Annotated in this window: 18 protein-coding genes; all 18 read right to left on the bottom strand. The window is 44.3% G+C overall.

The window, feature by feature from the left end:
• Window positions 1-30 precede the first annotated feature (30 nt).
• Window positions 31-2,175 carry a bi-domain-containing oxidoreductase gene (locus ACN5NT_RS22965; protein WP_419177014.1) on the bottom strand — a complete coding sequence of 715 codons (2,145 nt, stop codon included), beginning with the start codon at window positions 2,173-2,175 and terminating at the stop codon, window positions 31-33.
• On the bottom strand, window positions 2,172-3,299 hold the full coding sequence (gene wecB / locus ACN5NT_RS22960) for a non-hydrolyzing UDP-N-acetylglucosamine 2-epimerase (protein ID WP_419177013.1): 1,128 nt from the start codon (window positions 3,297-3,299) through the stop codon (window positions 2,172-2,174). The genes ACN5NT_RS22965 and wecB overlap by 4 nt, the downstream gene beginning before the upstream one ends.
• A complete protein-coding gene (asnB, locus tag ACN5NT_RS22955) occupies window positions 3,289-5,208 on the bottom strand; it encodes an asparagine synthase (glutamine-hydrolyzing) (protein ID WP_419177012.1) in 1,920 nt (639 codons plus the stop codon). Before asnB ends, wecB begins: the two co-directional genes overlap by 11 nt.
• Window positions 5,209-5,254: 46 nt before the next feature.
• The gene (locus tag ACN5NT_RS22950; RefSeq protein WP_419177011.1) at window positions 5,255-6,343 is read right to left on the bottom strand and encodes a glycosyltransferase; all 1,089 of its coding nucleotides are present in this window, start codon (window positions 6,341-6,343) and stop codon (window positions 5,255-5,257) included.
• A gap of 60 nt (window positions 6,344-6,403) precedes the next feature.
• Complete coding sequence (locus ACN5NT_RS22945) at window positions 6,404-7,270, bottom strand: NAD-dependent epimerase/dehydratase family protein (protein ID WP_419177010.1); 867 nt, start codon at window positions 7,268-7,270, stop codon at window positions 6,404-6,406.
• Complete coding sequence (locus tag ACN5NT_RS22940; protein ID WP_419177026.1) at window positions 7,263-7,979, bottom strand: nucleotidyltransferase family protein; 717 nt, start codon at window positions 7,977-7,979, stop codon at window positions 7,263-7,265. The genes ACN5NT_RS22945 and ACN5NT_RS22940 overlap by 8 nt, the downstream gene beginning before the upstream one ends.
• Complete coding sequence (locus ACN5NT_RS22935; RefSeq protein WP_419177009.1) at window positions 7,979-9,046, bottom strand: hypothetical protein; 1,068 nt, start codon at window positions 9,044-9,046, stop codon at window positions 7,979-7,981. Before ACN5NT_RS22935 ends, ACN5NT_RS22940 begins: the two co-directional genes overlap by 1 nt.
• Window positions 9,047-9,249: 203 nt before the next feature.
• Window positions 9,250-10,146: a glycosyltransferase family 2 protein gene (locus tag ACN5NT_RS22930; RefSeq protein WP_419177008.1), complete on the bottom strand. Its 897-nt coding sequence runs from the start codon at window positions 10,144-10,146 to the stop codon at window positions 9,250-9,252.
• A gap of 22 nt (window positions 10,147-10,168) precedes the next feature.
• A complete protein-coding gene (locus ACN5NT_RS22925; protein WP_419177007.1) occupies window positions 10,169-11,167 on the bottom strand; it encodes an SDR family oxidoreductase in 999 nt (332 codons plus the stop codon).
• Window positions 11,118-11,879 (bottom strand): glucose-1-phosphate cytidylyltransferase, encoded by a 762-nt coding sequence (gene rfbF, locus ACN5NT_RS22920; RefSeq protein ID WP_419177006.1) that lies wholly within the window; start codon window positions 11,877-11,879, stop codon window positions 11,118-11,120. The genes ACN5NT_RS22925 and rfbF overlap by 50 nt, the downstream gene beginning before the upstream one ends.
• Before the next feature lie 50 nt (window positions 11,880-11,929).
• A complete protein-coding gene (locus ACN5NT_RS22915; protein ID WP_419177005.1) occupies window positions 11,930-12,379 on the bottom strand; it encodes a dTDP-4-dehydrorhamnose 3,5-epimerase family protein in 450 nt (149 codons plus the stop codon).
• Entirely contained in the window at window positions 12,376-13,443 is a 1,068-nt protein-coding gene (rfbG, locus tag ACN5NT_RS22910) for a CDP-glucose 4,6-dehydratase (protein WP_419177025.1), read from the bottom strand. Before rfbG ends, ACN5NT_RS22915 begins: the two co-directional genes overlap by 4 nt.
• A gap of 5 nt (window positions 13,444-13,448) precedes the next feature.
• A complete protein-coding gene (locus ACN5NT_RS22905; protein WP_419177004.1) occupies window positions 13,449-14,642 on the bottom strand; it encodes a glycosyltransferase family 4 protein in 1,194 nt (397 codons plus the stop codon).
• Window positions 14,643-14,704: 62 nt separating this feature from the next.
• Window positions 14,705-15,640, bottom strand: a complete 936-nt coding sequence (locus ACN5NT_RS22900; protein ID WP_419177003.1) for an NAD-dependent epimerase/dehydratase family protein — start codon at window positions 15,638-15,640, stop codon at window positions 14,705-14,707.
• A gap of 47 nt (window positions 15,641-15,687) precedes the next feature.
• On the bottom strand, window positions 15,688-17,460 hold the full coding sequence (locus tag ACN5NT_RS22895; RefSeq protein WP_419177002.1) for an LIC12162 family transferase: 1,773 nt from the start codon (window positions 17,458-17,460) through the stop codon (window positions 15,688-15,690).
• Window positions 17,460-18,383: a class I SAM-dependent methyltransferase gene (locus ACN5NT_RS22890; RefSeq protein ID WP_419177001.1), complete on the bottom strand. Its 924-nt coding sequence runs from the start codon at window positions 18,381-18,383 to the stop codon at window positions 17,460-17,462. The genes ACN5NT_RS22895 and ACN5NT_RS22890 overlap by 1 nt, the downstream gene beginning before the upstream one ends.
• A gap of 26 nt (window positions 18,384-18,409) precedes the next feature.
• Window positions 18,410-19,456: a pseudaminic acid synthase gene (gene pseI / locus ACN5NT_RS22885; RefSeq protein WP_419177000.1), complete on the bottom strand. Its 1,047-nt coding sequence runs from the start codon at window positions 19,454-19,456 to the stop codon at window positions 18,410-18,412.
• Entirely contained in the window at window positions 19,453-20,169 is a 717-nt protein-coding gene (locus tag ACN5NT_RS22880) for a methionyl-tRNA formyltransferase (protein ID WP_419176999.1), read from the bottom strand. The genes pseI and ACN5NT_RS22880 overlap by 4 nt, the downstream gene beginning before the upstream one ends.
• Window positions 20,170-20,172 lie beyond the last annotated feature (3 nt).

Below are 20,172 nucleotides of genomic sequence, written 5' to 3'. Positions count from 1 at the left end.
GTGCTGTCTGCGCTCTTAGAGTGAACAAACTCATTGCTGACGCAGCAACTCGGCCACTTCGATACTGACTCGGGCGACCTCGAACAACTCCGAAGCTGCTATAGGTGATGTGGCACCTTGTTTAATGGCCCGTACAAACGCGGTGGCACAAGCGACCTGTCCCTTGTCTTGCCGCCATAGATTCATTCTACGGAACCCAGGCCATCCATATCCTTTCAGCTTGCGAAAATTATCGAGCTGCAACACACGACCTGCAGCAAATACTTCTATTCGTTCTTTTGGAAACGAACCCGCACCATTCGCAAGATATAAAATGGTCCCAAACGAACCGTCCTCAAATCCAAGCAGAATGGAGGCCTTGTCTTCACTAACCGCATCCGAATCGCTATTTCCCATTCGACGCGCTTGAACGGAAACAATTGCCGAATCTGCCAGGTAACGCATCAGATCGATGAAATGGCAGGCTTCGCCTATGATTCGTCCGCCTCCTACTTCCTTGTTCTGGGTCCAGTGGTCAGACGGTATGAAGCCCGCATTCACTGTCATAACAAACGTCTTTGGCTCGCAGACAGATATCAGCAGGGTTCTGATTTTCTGAATCTGAGGCGAGAATCGACGATTGAATCCAACCATCAGCAATGGTCCTGCTCCATCAGTCAATGAATCCTCATATGCCTGCTGAACGCCCAGTAACTCCTCGTGATTTATTGCAAGAGGTTTTTCAACAAATACATTTTTTCTGGCTTTCAAGGCTTGAATCACCAGGTCCGCATGACTGTTGTGTCGCGTGACAATGGCGACAGTGTTGATGGCATCGCTGCTTATCATAGCCACGGTTTCCGTGGTGGCTTCCGCGAAACCCGCTTTCTCACCATGAACCACCGCACTCACTCCGCCGGACGTGGCAATAGAATGCAGGCGCGCACCGGCCGCTTTGAATGCCGGTATCAATATGCGTGAGGCATAATTTCCCGCACCAACGAACCCGACTATTGGCTGAGAAGCCTTGGAGCCGAATTGCACGGTGCACTCAAGTCGCTTACGGCGCAGATGCCGATCAGCCGAATTACTTTCATACTCCAACAAGATTCCCAGTGCCGACTTGTCCGCCGAAAGTTGTTCATAAGCTTCAGATGCATTTTCAAATTTGAAACGGTGAGTTAACAAGGGCGAGGTGTCTATTCGCTTCGATGCCATCATGTCTAACACAGCTTCAAAATTACGCTGCTCCGTCCATCGCACGAAACCGATGGGGTAGTCGTGGCCTTGTTCTTCATAGCTTGAGTCGTAACGACCAGGGCCATATGAACACGAAACCTGGAAAGACAGTTCTTTCTCGTAAAAGTCGGCTCGATTCAATTCAAGACCAGTGACACCTACCAAAACAATGCGCCCACGTTTTCTGCTCATGCGCGCGGCTTGAACAACAGGATCGCTAGTCTTGGTAGATGCAGTGATAATTACTCCGTCTACACCGTGGCCTTGGCTGAAGGTCATTCCTGCGGCAACTGGGTCAATCCCGGCACTAGGATTGCAAGTTTCTGCCCCAAACTGCCGCGCCAAAGCAAGTCTGGATTCGTCAAAATCAATCGCCAGCACACGACAACCCTGTGCATACAATAATTGGACTGTCAGCAGTCCTATCAAACCGACGCCAGTCACAACAATACACTCACCAAGGCTTGGCTGTAGCAAACGAATGCCCTGCAAACCAATACTAGCGAGCACAACAAAGGATGCCTGTTCATCGGATACGTTATCGGGAATTTTCGCGCATAAGTTTTTCGGAACGAGAACAACATCAGCGTGTGCGCCGTTGGAAACAACACGATCGCCAATTCGAAAACCTATAATGTCATCACCCGCCTCTGCTATCACGCCCACATTGCTGTAACCGAGCGGTAACGGCTGGGCCAGTTTTGACCTTACTGCGTCAATGGTTGAGCCTAATCCATCCGTTTGGATTTTCTCTAGTACCATTTTAACTTTTTCAGGTTGCTGGCGAGCTTTGGCAATATAAGACGCCTTGCCGAAATCAACCAACATACGTTCCGTGCCGGCGGATATCAAAGATAAGCTTGTATTAATCAAGAGGTGTCCGCGCTTGCATGCAGGCGCAGGCGCATCAACAGTGCGCGTTACTCCATTGCCCATGTCCTGCAGTATTTGCTTCACGAAGCGGCCCTGATTGATGTTTTCAATTTCCCCTGCTGCACCAAGCGCTGCAAAATCTCCACTATTCTGCTACCAGTTTTGCCATCCCATTTTTCTGGAATCGTGCCACTCTTCCAATTCCCTGCGAATAATTTTTCCATCGCGGGAGCTAGGTTAGCCGGATTGCTGCCGATTAGCTCGTTTGTACCCATCGTAACGGTTTCAGGCCGCTCCGTAGAATCACGTAAAGTGAGGCAAGGAATACCCATTACCGTGGCCTCCTCAGTGATACCACCTGAGTCCGTAATGACGGCAAAGGCATTCTTAACCAGATAATTGAACTCCAGATAGGATTGTGGTTCCACCAACTTGAGGTTGCCGGGGATGTTGATCACCGCTTCCAACATCTTTGCCGTTCGAGGGTGCACAGGGAACACTACTGGCATTCCTCGCGCTCCGGAAACTACTGCGTTCAACATCTCAGTGAACTGATCTCCATTATCCACATTGGATGGTCGGTGCATCGTCAGAACAAGATAGTTCCCAGGCTGCAATTCTAGGGAATCCCAGAAATCGGGAGGATTCAATCTGTGCATGCTGGTCAGCAAGGTATCTATCATGGTGTTACCTACAAAAAAAATTCTGTCGTTCTCAACACCAGAATTGCGCAAATTCATGTTTGCAACTTCGCTGGTTGTAAAGAACCAATTGCTAATAGCATCCGTCACCATACGATTAATTTCTTCCGGCATAGTCCAGTCTCCGGATCGTATACCACCCTCTACATGAGCAACAGGGATACGCAATTTCTGTGCGGCAATTGCAGTTGCCATGGTGGATGTAACATCACCAACTACTAGACAGAGATCACTTGGCTCCTTAATAAGCAATGCCTCGTAGCGTGTCATGATGGCAGAGGCTTGTTCAGCTTGCGTGCCTGATCCCACCTCAAGATTTACATCCGGATCGGGTATCTCCAACTGATCAAAAAATACACCTGACATTCTTGCATCATAGTGTTGCCCTGTATGAACCAATCGATACTTCAGATTTCCACCTGTAACTTCATAATTTTCCAGTGCACGAATTATCGCTGCGATCTTCACGAAGTTTGGTCTTGCGCCTGCAATCAAATCAATTAGCACTTGGGGAGTCCAGGTAGGTTCTGCACCATATCTCAATGCAGAGCATTGCAAGTAAAGTGTAGTTGGCATCGATGCGCCCGGCATCGTTTGCCTCAATGAGTTTAAGGACAGCGCCCGGTTCAAATAGTCCTCTACGAGTCAGACTTTCACTTGAAAGAAGGTCATGCAATAGATCGCGAAGTTCGTGACGCATCCATCGTCGTATTGGCGCTCCGAAACCGCTCTTGGGTCGATAGATCACATCCTTTGGCAAATACGATTCCATAGCCTTCTTGAGTACCCATTTACCTTCCCCTCCGCGTTGTTTGAGTGCCAATGGCACTTGTGACGCAAAATCGACGAGATCCAGATCCAAAAATGGAACCCTCACCTCGACTCCTGCCGCCATGGACATTTTGTCGGTGTAGTTCAAGTTGTGATCGGTAAGAAAGAAGCGCTGTTCCAGAGCCAGCATTCGTTCCAACGGCTTGATATCCTTTGACAAGGGTTTAAGGAAATCCATCATTGGACGAGCAGCCATCACTGAACTCAGTTTCTGTCTGGTTTCTGTAGAGTACAACGCTCGCAACTCCGTCTCTTTGATCCACTTGAAGTACTCGACCAACCGTTCGTCGCCTTCCAACGCCGCACCACTAAACAGTTTCCTGACGCGCCTACCCAAGTTACGTTGTTGATTCAACTTTCCGGTAGTATATGCTAGCCCGTGACGTACATCTTTTGGTAACCATGACCACAACGACTCGGCCTGCACTGCCCTATGTCGGCGATAGCCAGTAAATAGATCGTCTCCACCTGCACCTGAAAGTAAGACCTTTATGCCCTGATTGCGCGCCAATTGACTAATATAGAGCACATTGAGTGATGCAGGGTCTGCTAATGGTTCATCCAATTGTGCAACCATTTTTTCCAGATCGTCTGCCATTCTATTTGCATCAATGGTAACCACTTCCAGAGGCACACCCAAGTGCTTGGCCACTTTTCTGGCATAAGGCAAATCGTCTTTCATACCCTTTTCTGGTCCCCCTAGCGATTCAATTGTAAAGCAGGGGATTTTGGGGTGTGTCTCGCAGGCCATGGCAACGATAGCGCTGGAATCCAAACCACCCGACAGAAACGCGCCTACTGGCACATCCGCTACCATTTGACGTCTCACAGCCTGTGCTAGATGGTCTTTTACACCAGAAATTGACTCGTGCTCTGCAAGTATGATTTTTGATGTCTGGAATATTGGCAACTGATACCAACACCAACTGCGGACAATCTCCCCTGCACGTACTTGTATTGCATACCCTGGTAACAACTTGCGGACAGCTTTTAAAGGGGTGCCCTCTCCGGGACACCATAGATAACTCAGATAGCGATGTATTGCTTCCAAATCGAGTTCGTGTTTCTTAGGTGCAAGTTTCAAAAGCGACTTAATTTCACTGGCAAATGAAAATTTGCCATCGACACTCGAGTAGTAGAGAGGTTTAACTCCTAACCCATCCCTAGCAATAAGCAAGGTTCCCTTGCGGCGATCCCAAACTGCCAAGGCAAAGATTCCATTCATTCGAGACAGCATCTTCTCGCCTTCGACAAGATAGAGATTCAAGACAACTTCAGTATCTGACTGCCCCTGAAAACTCACGCCCTTCAACTCCAAAGACTGGCGAAGCTCGCGAAAGTTGTAGATTTCACCGTTAAATACCAGGATGACTTCGCCATTTGAGCTATGCATCGGCTGATGCCCCAACGACGAAACATCTTGTATAGATAGTCGAGCGTGGGCAAGGCCCAAACCAGCGTCTCTGTCCTCATATATTCCCGAGTCATCCGGCCCGCGATGCGTCAACGCGCGCAACGACTCTTGTAGTAAACGAGAATCAAAAGCTATCTGCGGGGGATATGAAATCCCGCTAATACCACACATTATCTAGCCTCGATTGCACACCACAAAATTGTAGCCTCATTTCGTTCTACTTCCTAAGAGCTGTAAAGATTAGATCACAATTGGTATTCAAATTGTGATTGCTCTTTATCGTGTCGAGTGCTGCGATCGACTGCACATCTAATAACTTTGGGTTTTTCAAATACCTTTCCATTGCTTCAACAAGTGAATCGGTATCCCTCGGCTTGATCAAGTAACCATTTTTCCCACTGACTAATGAGTCTGAGACACCTCCAACATCACTTACAATCGCAGGAAGTCCCTTTGAAAATGCTTCGATAAGCGACATGGGAAATCCTTCGGAATAACTAGGTAACACAAAGACATCTTGCGACTCCAAGAGTTGCTGGAATTCGCTATTATCAACCCATCCAAGAACAGACACTTCGGAGGTCCATTCTTTCAACTTGATGTGGTTTCGTACTGAATCAAGTAGCTCGCCACCACCTACAAAAGTGAATTCAAACTGGAATCGACCCCGTAGCAGATCAATTGCGGAAAGTAATTCCTCGACGCCCTTCTCTTTTATTAACCACCCCACAAATACAAATCTAAGAGGCCGGTCAAGAGATGCTGACTTCGGGCTGTCTATTACCTTAAAAGTTCGCGGTAACCAATACAGTGTATGCAGGACTCTTGCTTCCCTTAAACCGAGGTCCTTGAAAAGGTCCACCCATTGTTGTCCGCTTGCCAGCTGTTTGTTCGGGACTCTCAGCAGCACAGATATCAGGTATCTATAGAGAGGATTGGATCTACGTACGTTCACAAACGCACCGTCCACAATTATCATGATAGTAGACACTTGAAAAAACCGACACAAGAGTGCCAAAGTCGTGCGTTCGAAGAAACTAAAACCAGCGCCGGTGAACAAAATCGCACCTTGATAGGTGCTGTCATTACGAAACAGAGAAAAAAGCTGACGCACTCTACTCATTCCCATTCGGATTCTACTTAGGGTAGAAATCGGAGACATATCCAGCCGTAATGTATTGATTGTGGTTAACGTAATGCCGCGTTCGCTCGCATAGTCAAATAAACCAGCACATAGCGTGAGAACTCCTCCATGGTGATTAGTGTGTGCACGGGGATCTGCTCCAACTACGATATATTTAGGCATAGATGCCAGAGAGTAGAATGTCTTCCAATGATGTGTTCATAAATTAACTCACGGTTGATGCTAACTCACGATATCAAATGAGGATCTGCTTATTAGCATGGATGCCAGACCCGATTTCAAACTAAACTGCGGCTCCCAGTTAAGAAAACTCTTTGCACGACTTATGTCCGCACGAGTGTCCATCACTTCGCCATGGCGTCTCTTGCCGACGGCTTTAACAGCAAGCGCTGTTCCCTTTATGTCTTGAATAATCTGAATGAGATCCTGTACGGAATAACTTTGCCCTGTTCCAATATTGAAGACATCGAAGTCCCGTCGATTTCGCATAGCCAATACGATTGCCTCGACGAGATCATCTACATACACATAATCTCGCTTTGGTTCGAGATCCTGTACTGTGATAACGGTGTCAGAATTGATCTGGTCAATAATCGAAGGAATTAGAAAATGTCCAGACTGGCCTGGTCCAAATACGTTAAACGGCCTCAAGATAGTGACTTTGACCCCAAAATTTTCTGCATAAAATCTACAGACATCTTCCGCAAGTTTTTTGGACAAAGCGTAGGGGTTACTTGCAATAAGCTGTGATGCCTCAGGGATCGGTAGTTCCTCAGGATTCCCATACAAATAAGAGCTCAGGTACACAAAATTCGCACCATGACGCCTGCAGTATTCCAGGGCAAGGATCGTCCCAGTCAGATTGGTTTTCAAATAGGAGTTTGGTTTCTGCCAACTATCTGGCACAAATGTATTCGCAGCTAGATGAACAACAGTTTCAACGGCCTTCAGAGCATCCCAAGTTGCACTGTCAGAAATATCGCCATTGGATCGGGTTAAAGCTGTGACTTGAAAACCTAAGCTGAATAGTCTCTTCGTCAAGTGCTGCCCAATGAAACCAGTGGAACCGGTAACCATCACCTCAGGCACGGATAAAAACCTCTTTCCATGTTTCGAACTCTTCGATAGCCTGCATATAGTCATCGGGTCTACCGATGTCAAGCCAGTAACCGGAGAATCTCTCGACATGTATCGGAAGACTGGAACGCATCAGATCATGCATAAGGTTGTCGAACCCGTATGTCTGCTCGTCTGCAATGTGGGAAAGTACCTTTCTATTGACCATGTAGATACCCATGCTGACTTGGTATGTATTATTGGGTTTCTCCTGAAATCCGACCAATCTATTGTCTTGATCAGTTTCTAGCACACCATAGTCAATGTTCTGTACGCGTAAATAAGATGAAATTGTAAAGAGATTTCCACTTTCAACATGCTGTTCAAAGAAACGGGCAAAGTCGAGGTCCGTTAGAATATCTCCATTCAGAACAAGGAAATCTTCTGGGAGATCTGGAATCAATTTTAGAGGCCCCATCGTGCCCAAAGGAGTAAGTTCCAATGAGTAGTCAATAGAAATTCCCCACTTAGAACCATCACCAAAAAAAGCCTTAATTATTTCTGCTTGATGATTAACAGCTAAAGTAATTCTATTGAATCCATTGCTTAACAACTGCCGTATGATCACCTCCAGAATTGAGTAGTCCCCAACCGGCATCAGTGGTTTAGGAAGTACGACTGTGTACGGTCTTAAGCGAGTTCCTTTGCCGCCAGCCAGAATAACAGCACGCTTTTCTTTCATCATGATCTAATCCCAGAAATATCTTTAGTTTCCATGGAACGGTGCCCCCACCTCCAAACCTTAGAAGGTTCATAACCATAGAAGGCAGAAACCCCGAGAGTTAGAAAAGCTGTGAATACCCACGGCTCCCACAGAATGCTATTGGTAATACCAAAGGCAAGAGAAATGTATAGAAGGAACAAAATAGAGTAACTGTCAGATTTAATTTTAGTAAATATGCGGAACAGAAATGCAAAAAAAATAATCATAAATGGTATACCAAAGGTCGTAGCAACTAAGCCATAGGAATTATCTGATATTGTAAGACCATTAACCATTGTCGAATTAACTAGTTCAGAGGAAGATCCAATAGCAAAATCTGTCATAGAGTTCGAAACAAGAAGAAAAGTGGCTTTCAATTTATCGTAACGTCCGCTCGTCTCGCCAAAGCGATCGAAGAATGACAAGTAGTCTACTTCCAATGAGGTAATAGTAAAAATCGTAACAGAAATCACACATATTATTCCGAACAACGTCCTAAGCTTAATCAACCTCAATTGCAAAAATGAAAAAAGAAAGAATATGATTGCAATAACTATTGGGAATCTGCTAATTGTAGTGAAAACTGATAGCAGCATTAATAATTGCATTGAGAGGAAGACAAACGAGTTTACTTTGGTAATCAGGTGTTTTACAAGAATTACATTTACGAACATCCCGCAGAGAATAATATTGGCGGAAATTGACGAACCAAGCAGCAGATCGCGCGTTAAACTCCCTTCTGTGTTAATAAATGCTTCATTGTCAGACCCTCCTCCATACGAAATCATGACATAGGGAAAATAGTAATAATTAACAATACGTACTAATGTTACCACCAATCCCTGCGCTAAAATTGCGTATGCTAAAATTCTCATGGCTAGTTCATTACGCATAAGATGACGAGTAAACACGATAAATAGAAGGCAAGTTGCAATAAATCTCATATCTAGAAAGCTTCTATAGTCTTCATATGCAATGGCTCTGGCATTGAACACTAAATAGGACAGTAACGTCACTGCAAAAAACCCAAAATCATATGATGTCAATCTGAATCTCTTTATTAGAAGAGAGTAAGTGTAGAGAGATGTGATCACACCTACCGGTGCAATGATCCAAGCACTCTTACCAACAATGAATATCGGAAAAAGAATGTGCAACAAATTAACGAATGGGAATATCAATACAACAATTACTAGTAGCGCTATCGAACCATTGGGAAATTGTTTCAAATGGAAATACGTCAATATTCTTACTTCCGACGAAAAACGACAATCATTATGAACATCCAAATTAGTTTCGGTTTTAGCGTGTGCCTCCCGTACTTGAAGGCATTTATGATGTCATTTGTCGCTGCTTTGTAATTCCTTGCCCGATAGTTATACCTTCCTCGTGTATAACTTAAATTTCCTTCGAAGCGTTTTTTTTGATAGGAGTCCAATCGACTTACGAACGCTTCCGCGGCAAATCGTGCCGGAACCGACATATCCTTGATTGACGATACACTTTGGCTATGAACTTGATAATAACCAAGTGCGTACGGAATATACTTGAAATGATCTGTGAACTGAGCTATCCGTAACCATGTATTATAATCCTCTGCCGCAATCATTTCTCGTCTTTGATCCATGCCCCCAATCTGTCTTAGCAGAAAAGTACGTACAAACGCAGAGGATGTAGATATGGCGTTCCCTCTGACCAATAGATCAATAAGCACAGGAGCAGAGAGTTGCCATGACTTATTTACTGCGCTTACACAGAGTCCAGTGCGTTCTCGTACTATCTTCAAATCGTGATAAATGAAATCAATATTGTCACCAACTCTATCAATGCAAGTCTGAAGTTTATTAGAAGCCCACCAATCGTCAGAATCCAAGAATGCCACCCACTCTCCTTTGGCTATTTGAATTGCAGCGTTCCTGGAAGCCGCAATCACTCCGTTGTTATGAATTTTCAAGTATAAAAGACGAGGATCATTGAAACTGGATATCACTTCTTCGGTCTTATCTGTGGAATGGTTGTCAACAACAATTACTTCCCAATTCACATATGTTTGATTGAATACAGATAGCAGAGCCCGATGTAGATACTCGGCGTGGTTATATGTCGGAATTACCACTGAGACAAAGGGATTACATTCAGTTTTCATGCGATTGGTTGCTAGAATTAACCTAAAATGAAGATTGACAGAATCGTAATAATTCGTCGATATCAGTAGTGCTGACCTGAGACTCTGAACCAACATCAAGCCTAGGGAGAACTTCCGACTGGTATTGCAGATTTGGTTGCGATTCATCAGAAGCACCTATTGGGCGCTCAATCAAAGGTTCAAACCCAAGAACCTCTCTGCATCGTTGCTGGACAAGTATCGCCATGTCGAGAACTGGCTGTGAGACTCCTGAGCCTATATTGGCGATTTCAATTTGACGAAATGCTTGCTGAGGAAAGACAAATTTTTCAATTACCCTGCAAACTTGAGACATTCCAATAAAGTCACGTTGGTGTTGACCGTTTGTAAGCAGCACCATGTTTCGCGTTGTCACCGCCTGTCGACACAAGTCATTTACCAATAGCATCCAGCAATTTACATTCCGATGTGTCGGCGCGCCAAAAACATTGGAAAGGCGCAAGACCACCCCCTCGATTTCGCATCGCTGTCTGGCGCCCAGTATCGAATATTCACCCGCGAGGTTAGAGGTTGCATAAGGATGCATATTTCGCGGGCATGTATCTTCTGTGATTACACCTACAAGCGGGTTCATGTAAACATGGGCAGTAGAAAGGTAAATGAAACGCTTTACAGCCATTTTGCTCGCCGCACTTACTAATCTTGAAGTTGCCACGCCATTGAAAGAAATTGCAGCGACCGGATCCAAAGCACAGTCTTGAGCATTCATGCCAGCGGCATGAATCACCACCTCTATGCCCTTGCAGCATTTTTCAAGTTCTTGATCACTCTCCCAGCTTACCTTAGTGACTACTGCTTTTGGTAACCAGGACGGCGGATTAAATTTCTCCCGCGAACTAAGCACGATATCATGTCCAAGACTCCCTAGATAGACAGCCAGCCTACCGCCAATGAATCCAAAACCACCAGTAATTAGAATGCGCATGGTTAAGCTAGATAACCCAAGGAGCACCTTTTGCCCAAAGCGATTCGAGCAGTTCATGATCCCGCTTGGTGTCCATACAGTGCCAGAACCCCTCATGTCGGTAGGCCATCAACTCACCAGCTTTTGTTGCCAACTCCAATGGCTCGCGCTCCAGCATAGTACTATCGTCTGCAATCAGTTCGAAAAAGCCCGGTTCAAGAACAAAATATCCACCATTGATCCAGCCGTCATGCAATTGCGGCTTCTCTTGAAAACTGGTTACACGCGCACCGTCCATCTCTAGCTCTCCGAACCGCGCTGCAGGTCGAACAGCGGAAACAGTTACCATTTTTCCGTGAGATTTGTGAAAAGTCAGCAAAGCATCAAGATCGATATCCGCAACACCATCGCCGTAGGTCAGTAGGCAAGTTTCGTTTCCGATGAAGGATTTCATACGTTTGACTCTTCCCCCTGTCATCGTTTCAGCACCTGTATTGACAAGAGTGACTTTCCAGTCGATCGGGTCGATTTGATGAGGCGTCACATCCCCGGTTTCAAGGCAAACAGTGAAATCCGCATGCAATGCCCTGTAGTTAAGAAAGTATTCCTTTATCACTTCTGATTTGTAGCCCAACGCCACATAAAAGTCTTTATGACCGAATTGAGCATACTTTTGCATAATGTGCCAAAGGATTGGCTTCCCTCCTATTGGCACCATGGGTTTCGGAACTATGTCCGTGTACTCCGACAAACGCGTCCCAAACCCACCGGCAAGCAAAATAACCTTCATATAGTCACACCATTCAAAAGTATAAAACCAAGCTTTTTAGAGACTTAAAACTAGCGATGCACCAATTCCCAGTTATACGGAATGGCGGAATCGTTTGGGGGACGACGCTCAATCTCATCACGACAATGTGGTAGTGTCGAACAATTTGCCACAATGGATTCTGAAGTACCCACACATTTGAATCCGTTCCAGATCAAGGGTGGAACGGTTACTAACATATAGTTCTCAGGAGAAATAAACAGCTCCTGCAATTCTCCTTTGGTTGGACTTTGAGGTCGATCATCAAAAAGTACGAATTTTATGGATCCGTGAATGACCGCATAATTCAGCGTCATCTCTTTATGAAGATGCCATGCTTTAACGACGCCCGGATATGTGCATGAAAAGTAGATTTCTCCAAATCTTGAAAATACGGGTGAATCTTCGCGCATCATGTGCATTACTTTACCCCGTTCGTCAAAAATCTGTCGTAGAGGCGTCAATATCAGACCATCGATCATGCCAGCTCCGGGAAGAATTCATGTATCTGTGCGCGGGTAATCAGTTCGGCATTGCCGCCATCCAAAATCGTCTTGTACCAAAGCGCTGTAGATTCCAGTGTTTTCTCAACCTGCCAACGAGGATACCAACCTAATAGTTGATGTGCCTTGTCACAATTTAACTGAAGTAAACGAGCCTCATGAACCTGCGTTTGTGACTCTATAATCTCGATACAACCCTTACCCATATGCTCTACAATTACTTCAGCAACATTCTGCACCGTTCGCACTTCGTGGGTAGAGGGACCAAAATTCCATGAACCGCCCCAACGCTTTGGATCTTCATATAATAAGGCCGCCAGTAAAAGGTACCCTGCTAGAGGCTCCAGAACATGCTGCCAAGGTCGAGTTGCACCAGGGTTCCGTAAGCGTACTGGTTGGCCAGCCTCAATCGCACGAATACAATCGGGAATTATTCGATCGACTGCCCAGTCTCCGCCACCAATCACATTACCAGCTCTTGTAGTTGCAGAACCTAATGTCGGGCGTTGTTGAAAGTATGAACGCGCAAAAGAGGAAAACGCGATTTCGGCGGCTGCTTTAGATGCGCTATAAGGATCTCGGCCGCCGAGAAGATCATTCTCTCTATACCCCCAAATCCATTCAACATTTTCATAACATTTATCGGAAGTGATATATACCAAGGATCGAATCGACTCGCATTTCCGTACTGCATCCAGCAAATTGACAGATCCAATTACATTTGTGGAAAAAGTAGAAGCGGGATCATCATATGAAGGCCTTACCAATGCTTGCGCTGCCAAATGAAAAACAAACTCTGGCTGGAACTCTTGAATTGTAGTTGTAAGATGGTCAGCATCTCGAATGTCACCTATTCGATGTTTGATTTTTTCACTAAGCCCAAGCAAATCAAAATGATTCACTTTAGTAGCAGGGGGCAGTGCAAACCCCATTACATCAGCACCAATCTCATGCAACAAAAATGCAAGCCAAGAGCCTTTAAAGCCGGTATGACCGGTGATGAAAACACGACGATTACGGAACATTTCAAGCGATTTTTTCATTTTATTCATAATTGTGAATTCAAGAGTTTGGAATATTCACGCGCATAATTTTCTAGAGCAATTTCACTGGTAAAATTGTCGTTGAAGCGATTCAAGGCAGCGCGCCCCAATTCATTTCTAGTATCTGGATCAATAAGTAGGCGAAACATTGCTTCGCTCAATTGATCAACATTCCGTGGTTCGACAAGAAACCCAGTCAACCCGTCAACCACTTGTTCAGGCGTTCCTGCAAGGCGGGATGCTATAACCGGCTTACCCAACGCCATGGCTTCCAATATGACATTTGGGAAATCTTCATCCTGAACAGAAGGCAACACCAATACGTCTAGTACTGCCATGAAGTCGACTATATTTTTCTCATTCCCTACAAATGTCACCCATTGTGTCAGACCATTCTGCTCGACGAAGTCAACTAGTTCATTTTTCAATGGCCCATCGCCCTCTATCAAAATCTTAAACTGTCTTTTATAAAATTTTCTCTCAGTGATCAACTTCAAAATCGCGTTCAGCAAAATTTGATGTCCTTTTCTTGGAATTAGTAAGGCAACCACGCCAAAAACAACCCCATCTACATCATTTATACCTATCCTCCTCCGTGTATCCTCAGCCGTACTCTTCAAATCGCGCAATGCGATACCGTTGTGAATAGTGCGTATTTTCTCTGCAGGTAGATTAAGTACTTTTTCAAGGCGCCTAGCGGCCTCTTTGGAACCTGTAAAAAACATATGGACAGAGCTAACTACAATTTTATCAATTGGGTAATCAAACCACCTAGAAAAGTGCCTGTAATTCGAAGCCATGTTATTAACTACCATGATTACGATTGGAGTTCCTGCTAATTTACCTGCAATAGCAGCAGCTAATGCCGAACGTGCAGCAGGGTAACCTCCATTATTAATGTGAAGTATTTCTGGATTAATTCTCTTCAGCAAGCGAAATAGAATATATGTTTGGTACGCTAATAACGGTAGATGAAGAAATAACCTTAATGAGGCCATTATTAGTTTTTTGACTAACAATGGGAACCATTTAGGGACTTTGCTGTAGTCTGACAAGTTAGGAAAATTCAATGGATAGTTAGGCAAGTCTCTATGGACCCGTTGTTTAAAACCTAACTCGTAGTTACTATTTCTAACATAGCTAAAAGTCACTACATAGGAGTTTCGAAACATCTCGGAATTGAAAAAATTTACAAGCATATTTTCGCATCCGGCGAAAAACTCACACTCAGAATGATAGTGTACTTTAATCATATGGAAAATTAACTGAATTTATTATTGCTGGATCCATAGTTCTCAATTAATCGCCTAAGCCCGTTTTCTATAGGGACTTTTGGATGCCAACCAAGAGCTTCCTTTGCAAGATCAATGTCTACACGATAATCCATTAATTCATTTATCCTATAAGGAACTGCTCCGATTTTAAGTAGTGAGCTTGCTTCATGGTGAATTAGGTTAGCCGCATAGGTCGCAAGTTGGCAAATAGAAATGGAAACCCCAGATGCAATATTAAAGATAGGAAATTCAATTTCCTTATCAAACAAAAGCGACTTAACTATGGCGTCGACTACGTCTGTTACATAAATGAAATCCCGAAGTTGCTCACCCAGAGTCATCGAAAACTCTTTTCCCATTAGTAGAGTTTTGACTAGTACCGGTATAAACATATCGTCGTCTTGATCTGGCCCGTATATTATGGACGGCCTCAACACTAAACCAGGTAATTGTCGTGATCTCCACAGTGCAGCAATCGTCTTAGTCACCGTCAACTTAGATATTCCATAAGGACTTACTGGCCTTTCTTGCATAAATTCGTTGTATGGTGAAACTATTGGGCCATACTCTTCACAGCTTCCAACAAAAACTATTTTCTTAAGTGCTTTCAAGTTCAAGCATGATTCGACCACATTAAGTGATATCGCCAAGTTTCTACCAATTGAATCTCCAAAACCAATATCTATTGAACTTCTCGATTTGTTTGCAGCTAAGTGAACTATGTAATCTGGACGAAGGTCTCCAAACAGATCGAGCATCTGTTTTCGTTCCAATAAATCTAGAACGATTACCCCATCAGCACACGAATTACTTGAATGGACAAGTCTAGTTACTTTAAAGTTTTGAGATTCCAACAAATTGCAAAGGTGACGCCCAAGAAATCCGTTTGCACCAGTTACTAGAACATGTCTACTATCATTCATTCAAAACTCTCGATCTGTAAAGTGACGAGAACAAGCAAGGAAGTACATTAAGATTTGTGTTCGAAAAGACTTTTCAGTGTACGGACGGGATCATTGGATTTTTTTGCATACACCTCACAAAATTTCAGCCTGGCTTCCTGTACATTGTCTTGATTCCACCAGCAATCCACATTCTCCCATACTTCATTAACTTTTCTTGCAGCAGACTCAGGTGTTAAATGGACAATACCTACCTCAATTAGCAACTCGTAGTACGGTTTAGCACTATCTCTCAGGTGGTTCAAATCGTTTTGCCAAAAAGCAATTGTTGGAATGTTGCTAAACAAAGTCTCGAGAATGCCGGTAGAGTCATAACTGTGTACCACAAGCCTACTTTCCTGTAGCAATCTTCTTAATGGGGTGGTCCCATGATCTATTTTCAAGGTTGAATCAAAACTCGCCCAACGTTCAATCTCTGACCAATTAGTCTTCTTATACTCAGCGTGCAATCGTAATGTAAGATTATCTCGCGGTTCTGATTCAAGCTTACTTACGAAAGATTGCTGTTCGTAAAAATACTGAGTGAACTCGTAATAATTATCCCAAGTAGTAATTCGATGGCCTACGCACAACTCAACAAGTAAAAGTCCTCCATCACAGCTATAGGGACGTAGTTTCTCTCCAGCTTTTTTGAAAATAAATGCTGGAGTATGCTGTGGAAGACCCTCATCCCAACCCCAAGTTAGGAATTTATCTGAAATCGTTTCTTCCGTACTTGGGTTTAACGTATGCCTCGTAACACCATAATTGCCATGCTGACCTATATAGTACTTTACGCCTAATGACGATTTGGTAGCACTCCATAGCTTAAACACCTCATCTGTATCGAAATTATTGCTGGTGAAAATAAACTTAGGATTTGTCGGCCAAGGCTGACTGTTCACTACTTCTATTAACTCTGGAAATCCTTCAAGGTAGCAGATAGGCAACAACTTAAACATTAACACTCTGGCAGCGTCTTCAACTATATTTGACGTAGCACAAGAAACTTTTTCCGACAAAATGTTTCGCAAAGACGGGTCATATGGTGTATCGCAAAAAAACTGCGGAGAAGTCCAGAGCTGGGGGCATTGTCGCAATGCGAGTTGTAATTTTATTGCTTCAACTCTTGGAAGATAACTGCTTATTATGAACGCATCACTATCTCTCATTAGATATCTAGCGGCCTTCCCAATCTGCCGATATCCCCATTCTGATAGAGAGTAATTTCGTTTTTGGGATGAGTCTTGGAAACACGTAGATTCTTGGACACTTAAAAACTCAATAGGAAATTCCGAACCATATAACCACTTTAATAAAAAAGTGTTAAGCGCATTATTCCAGGTATCTTCACCAAAACTTAGAACTGATTGGGAGGAATTCTGTCTCGCGAACACATAGTCGGTATCTGCACAGGTAATCATCCCTGATACCTGATAATTATGTAAGCATTGCTGCAAAGTATTCACGCGATTCAAAATAACATCAATAAAACGCCTCCACCAATGCCCAAGTACAATGTTCCAAAATCTTTCGTCTTGTTGGGTTTGATGATATTGATTTAAAGTTTGGCAAAGCAGAGGGAATAGTCTAACTTCGAGATTCCTAGCCTTAATAAAATCAGACTCTCTAGCAGGAAAGTCTATTCCGTAGGGATTGGCAACGATACCATCCATTTCTTGCCAGACATGCTTCCGATCAAAGGTTCGACACCACTCCCCTAGAAAAAGAACCGATCTATCAAAACGCCAAGTCCTTTCATCGGCACAACTGATCAATAGTCGAGGCTTTCGATCAATCATCAATCTGTGCCAAATTTTGAAGCTACAACCGCATGTTCAGCTCGCAACAATGGGATTCCTTGAAGTGTTGGATATGCAATCCCCACATCAGCAGCAAAATGACAACCATCCCGAATACTCAGTAAAGCACCTGTCAATGGACACGCCCATTCTTCTCCTTGTGTGACACAAATTTCTGAAGAACGAGGTTTTGTTAGCGCGATCACACCCGATCGATTAAGTGAATTGCTATAAACATCAAGCAATCGATAATCCTCTACATGTGCGCCAAGTGACTCAGCGACGGCTTTAAGGGAGCGAACATAGCCATGATCGAGCATCCGTTTACGCGCCTCTTCGGAGGCAAGTTCGTAGCAGGGTTCAACTAGTACAACTGCATTTCGAGCCACTCTAAGTAATTCTTTTATTGCTATCTCTTCTTTTCCTCCATTTGGTTCTAAGGAATGCGATGTATACACAACGTCGATCGAATTGTCCCGAAGAGGAATTCTGAAAAGATCTCCAACGAACAAGTTGGCTAAAACCTCTTGGCTTTCAATCCACGATCTCGCAATTGACACTCTTGACCAACTCAAATCAAAACCATATGCAGAAATATTTAACCCCTTGAGACGCCGCAAAACACCAGCAAAAGTAGTCCCTTCACCAACTCCAACTTCAAGAATTCGCCCTCCTGTATCCACATATGGTTTAACTAGTTCACTTAATTGTTCACACCATGCGTTGGTATATTCAGGATTTTTTCTTGCCGCGTCTACATAGCTACCTGACTGTAGGTCATATGCGATTAGAGTGCTAACCGTAGAGTTTTTATCACCCGACTTAGAATTCGCCCGCGCCCACGCCATGGCATTTTCACCTCTCGAAAATGCGGCATGCATTCCAATTATCAATTGAGCAAGCTCTTCCTTTTCTATAATCATTTTTAAAACCTTATGGTACAGTAAAATTAACCTAGCAAGTCCCACGTAAGCGCTGTCCCGCGCTCCACATCCACTGACACTTTCTTTCCCAATACAATACTCAAACATTTCACAGGCAATCCCATTCCTGGACGAATTGCTCTAACGTTCTCAGTGGTTAGCATCTCCCCAACCTTTATGTCTTTTACTATATAGAGTGACCGTCGAAACACCATCGATTTCCTTTCAGCTTCAGTGGCACCATAGCTAATTCGGCCAAGCGCTTGCGATGCACGTTCGGTTTCGGCAACCAGTTGTGTCATTTCTGAGGGTTCCATAGAAAATGCACTGTCCACTCCCCCTTCGTCACGATTAAGGGTGAAATGCTTTTCAATGACTGTTGCACCTAAAGCGACGCTGGCGACTGAGACGCCGACGCCCATTGTGTGATCGGACAAGCCAACTTCGCAACCGAAAAGATCACGCATATGTGGAATAGTGAGAATATTCGTATTGTTCGCCGTGGCTGGATAGGTACTAGTGCACTTGAGCAGGATTAAGTCATTGCATCCTGCGTCACGTGCCGCACGGACGGTGTTGTCCAATTCCGCGATGCTAGCCATTCCTGTAGAGATAATCATTGGTTTACCGGTGGCTGCAACTCGACGGATCAAATTTACATCAGTATTTTCAAAGGAGGCAATCTTGTAGCACGGGACATTGAGGCTCTCCAAAAAATCGACTGCGGTGTCATCAAACGGAGTACTAAAGGCAATGAGACCTAGTTCACGCGCTCGTTCAAATATTGGTTTGTGCCAGTCCCATGGAGTATAGGCTTGGCCATAAAGTTTGTAGAGTGATGTACCTGCCCATAAGCTATTCGGATCACTGATATGGAACTCTCGCTCGTCAATATCCAACGTCATGGTATCGGGGGTGTAGGTCTGGATCTTCAGCGCGTGCGCGCCACATTTTGCAGCAGCCTCGACGATTTCCAAAGCTCGCTCAAGTGATTGGTTATGATTACCTGACATTTCGGCAATGACAAACGGCTGTTCGCCTACGCCAACTTTACGATTACCGATGATGATCATTGTTCTACTTCCGGATTTTTGCTCTTCAGAGTGATTCTTACGTCTGCGGTGATGCTGTCAGATTTTCGGGAAGCGCGCGTGAATTCCAGACGGTAATTACCAACATCGATATAAGCGTGAGGATACCCATGGGCGTCTAACATCCGAATATAATCGAAAGCTTGCTCAAGCGTTGTTGCAAAAAGCAGATTCCCTTGTTCTGGTTTTCTACGCTTAAAATATATTGGTTCACCTGACTGCGCGACGGGTTTCGGATTATCTGCAACGATCTCAGTAATCATAGTCTCAATTACTCCCGATGCTCTTAGATAGATTTCCTCGGCGGCCCCATACAAACTGAGGGGCCGCTTAGTGTAGATCGGTCCCTCATCAACTTCTGCAATACATTTCAGAGCAGATATTTGCGTCTCGTAGATGCCCCGCTCAATTAAATTCTGTAGCGGACTACCGCCCCGCCCGAAAGGCAAATCCGTCATGTGGAAAATGACACACTCAAAGTTTTCAAACACATTCGCAGGAATTATATGTGACCAATGAGGAAAAAAAATGTATTTTGGTCCCCATTGCCACAATCGCTCGGCCGTCAACTCTTCCGGACTAGAAATCATTTGAAACTTCGCACCAGTCAAAGATTGCAGCCGCGATGGAAGATCCTGATTCCAAGGCATTGTCGAAGCAATGATATTGAGATTAGAGATATTATTCTTCTGCAATTG

The sequence above is a fragment of the Desulfosediminicola sp. genome, from assembly GCF_048381775.1.
In the GTDB taxonomy this organism is placed as follows: domain Bacteria; phylum Desulfobacterota; class Desulfobulbia; order Desulfobulbales; family Desulfocapsaceae; genus Desulfopila; species Desulfopila ganghwensis.
This window is presented reverse-complemented; position numbering and strand designations above follow the sequence as displayed.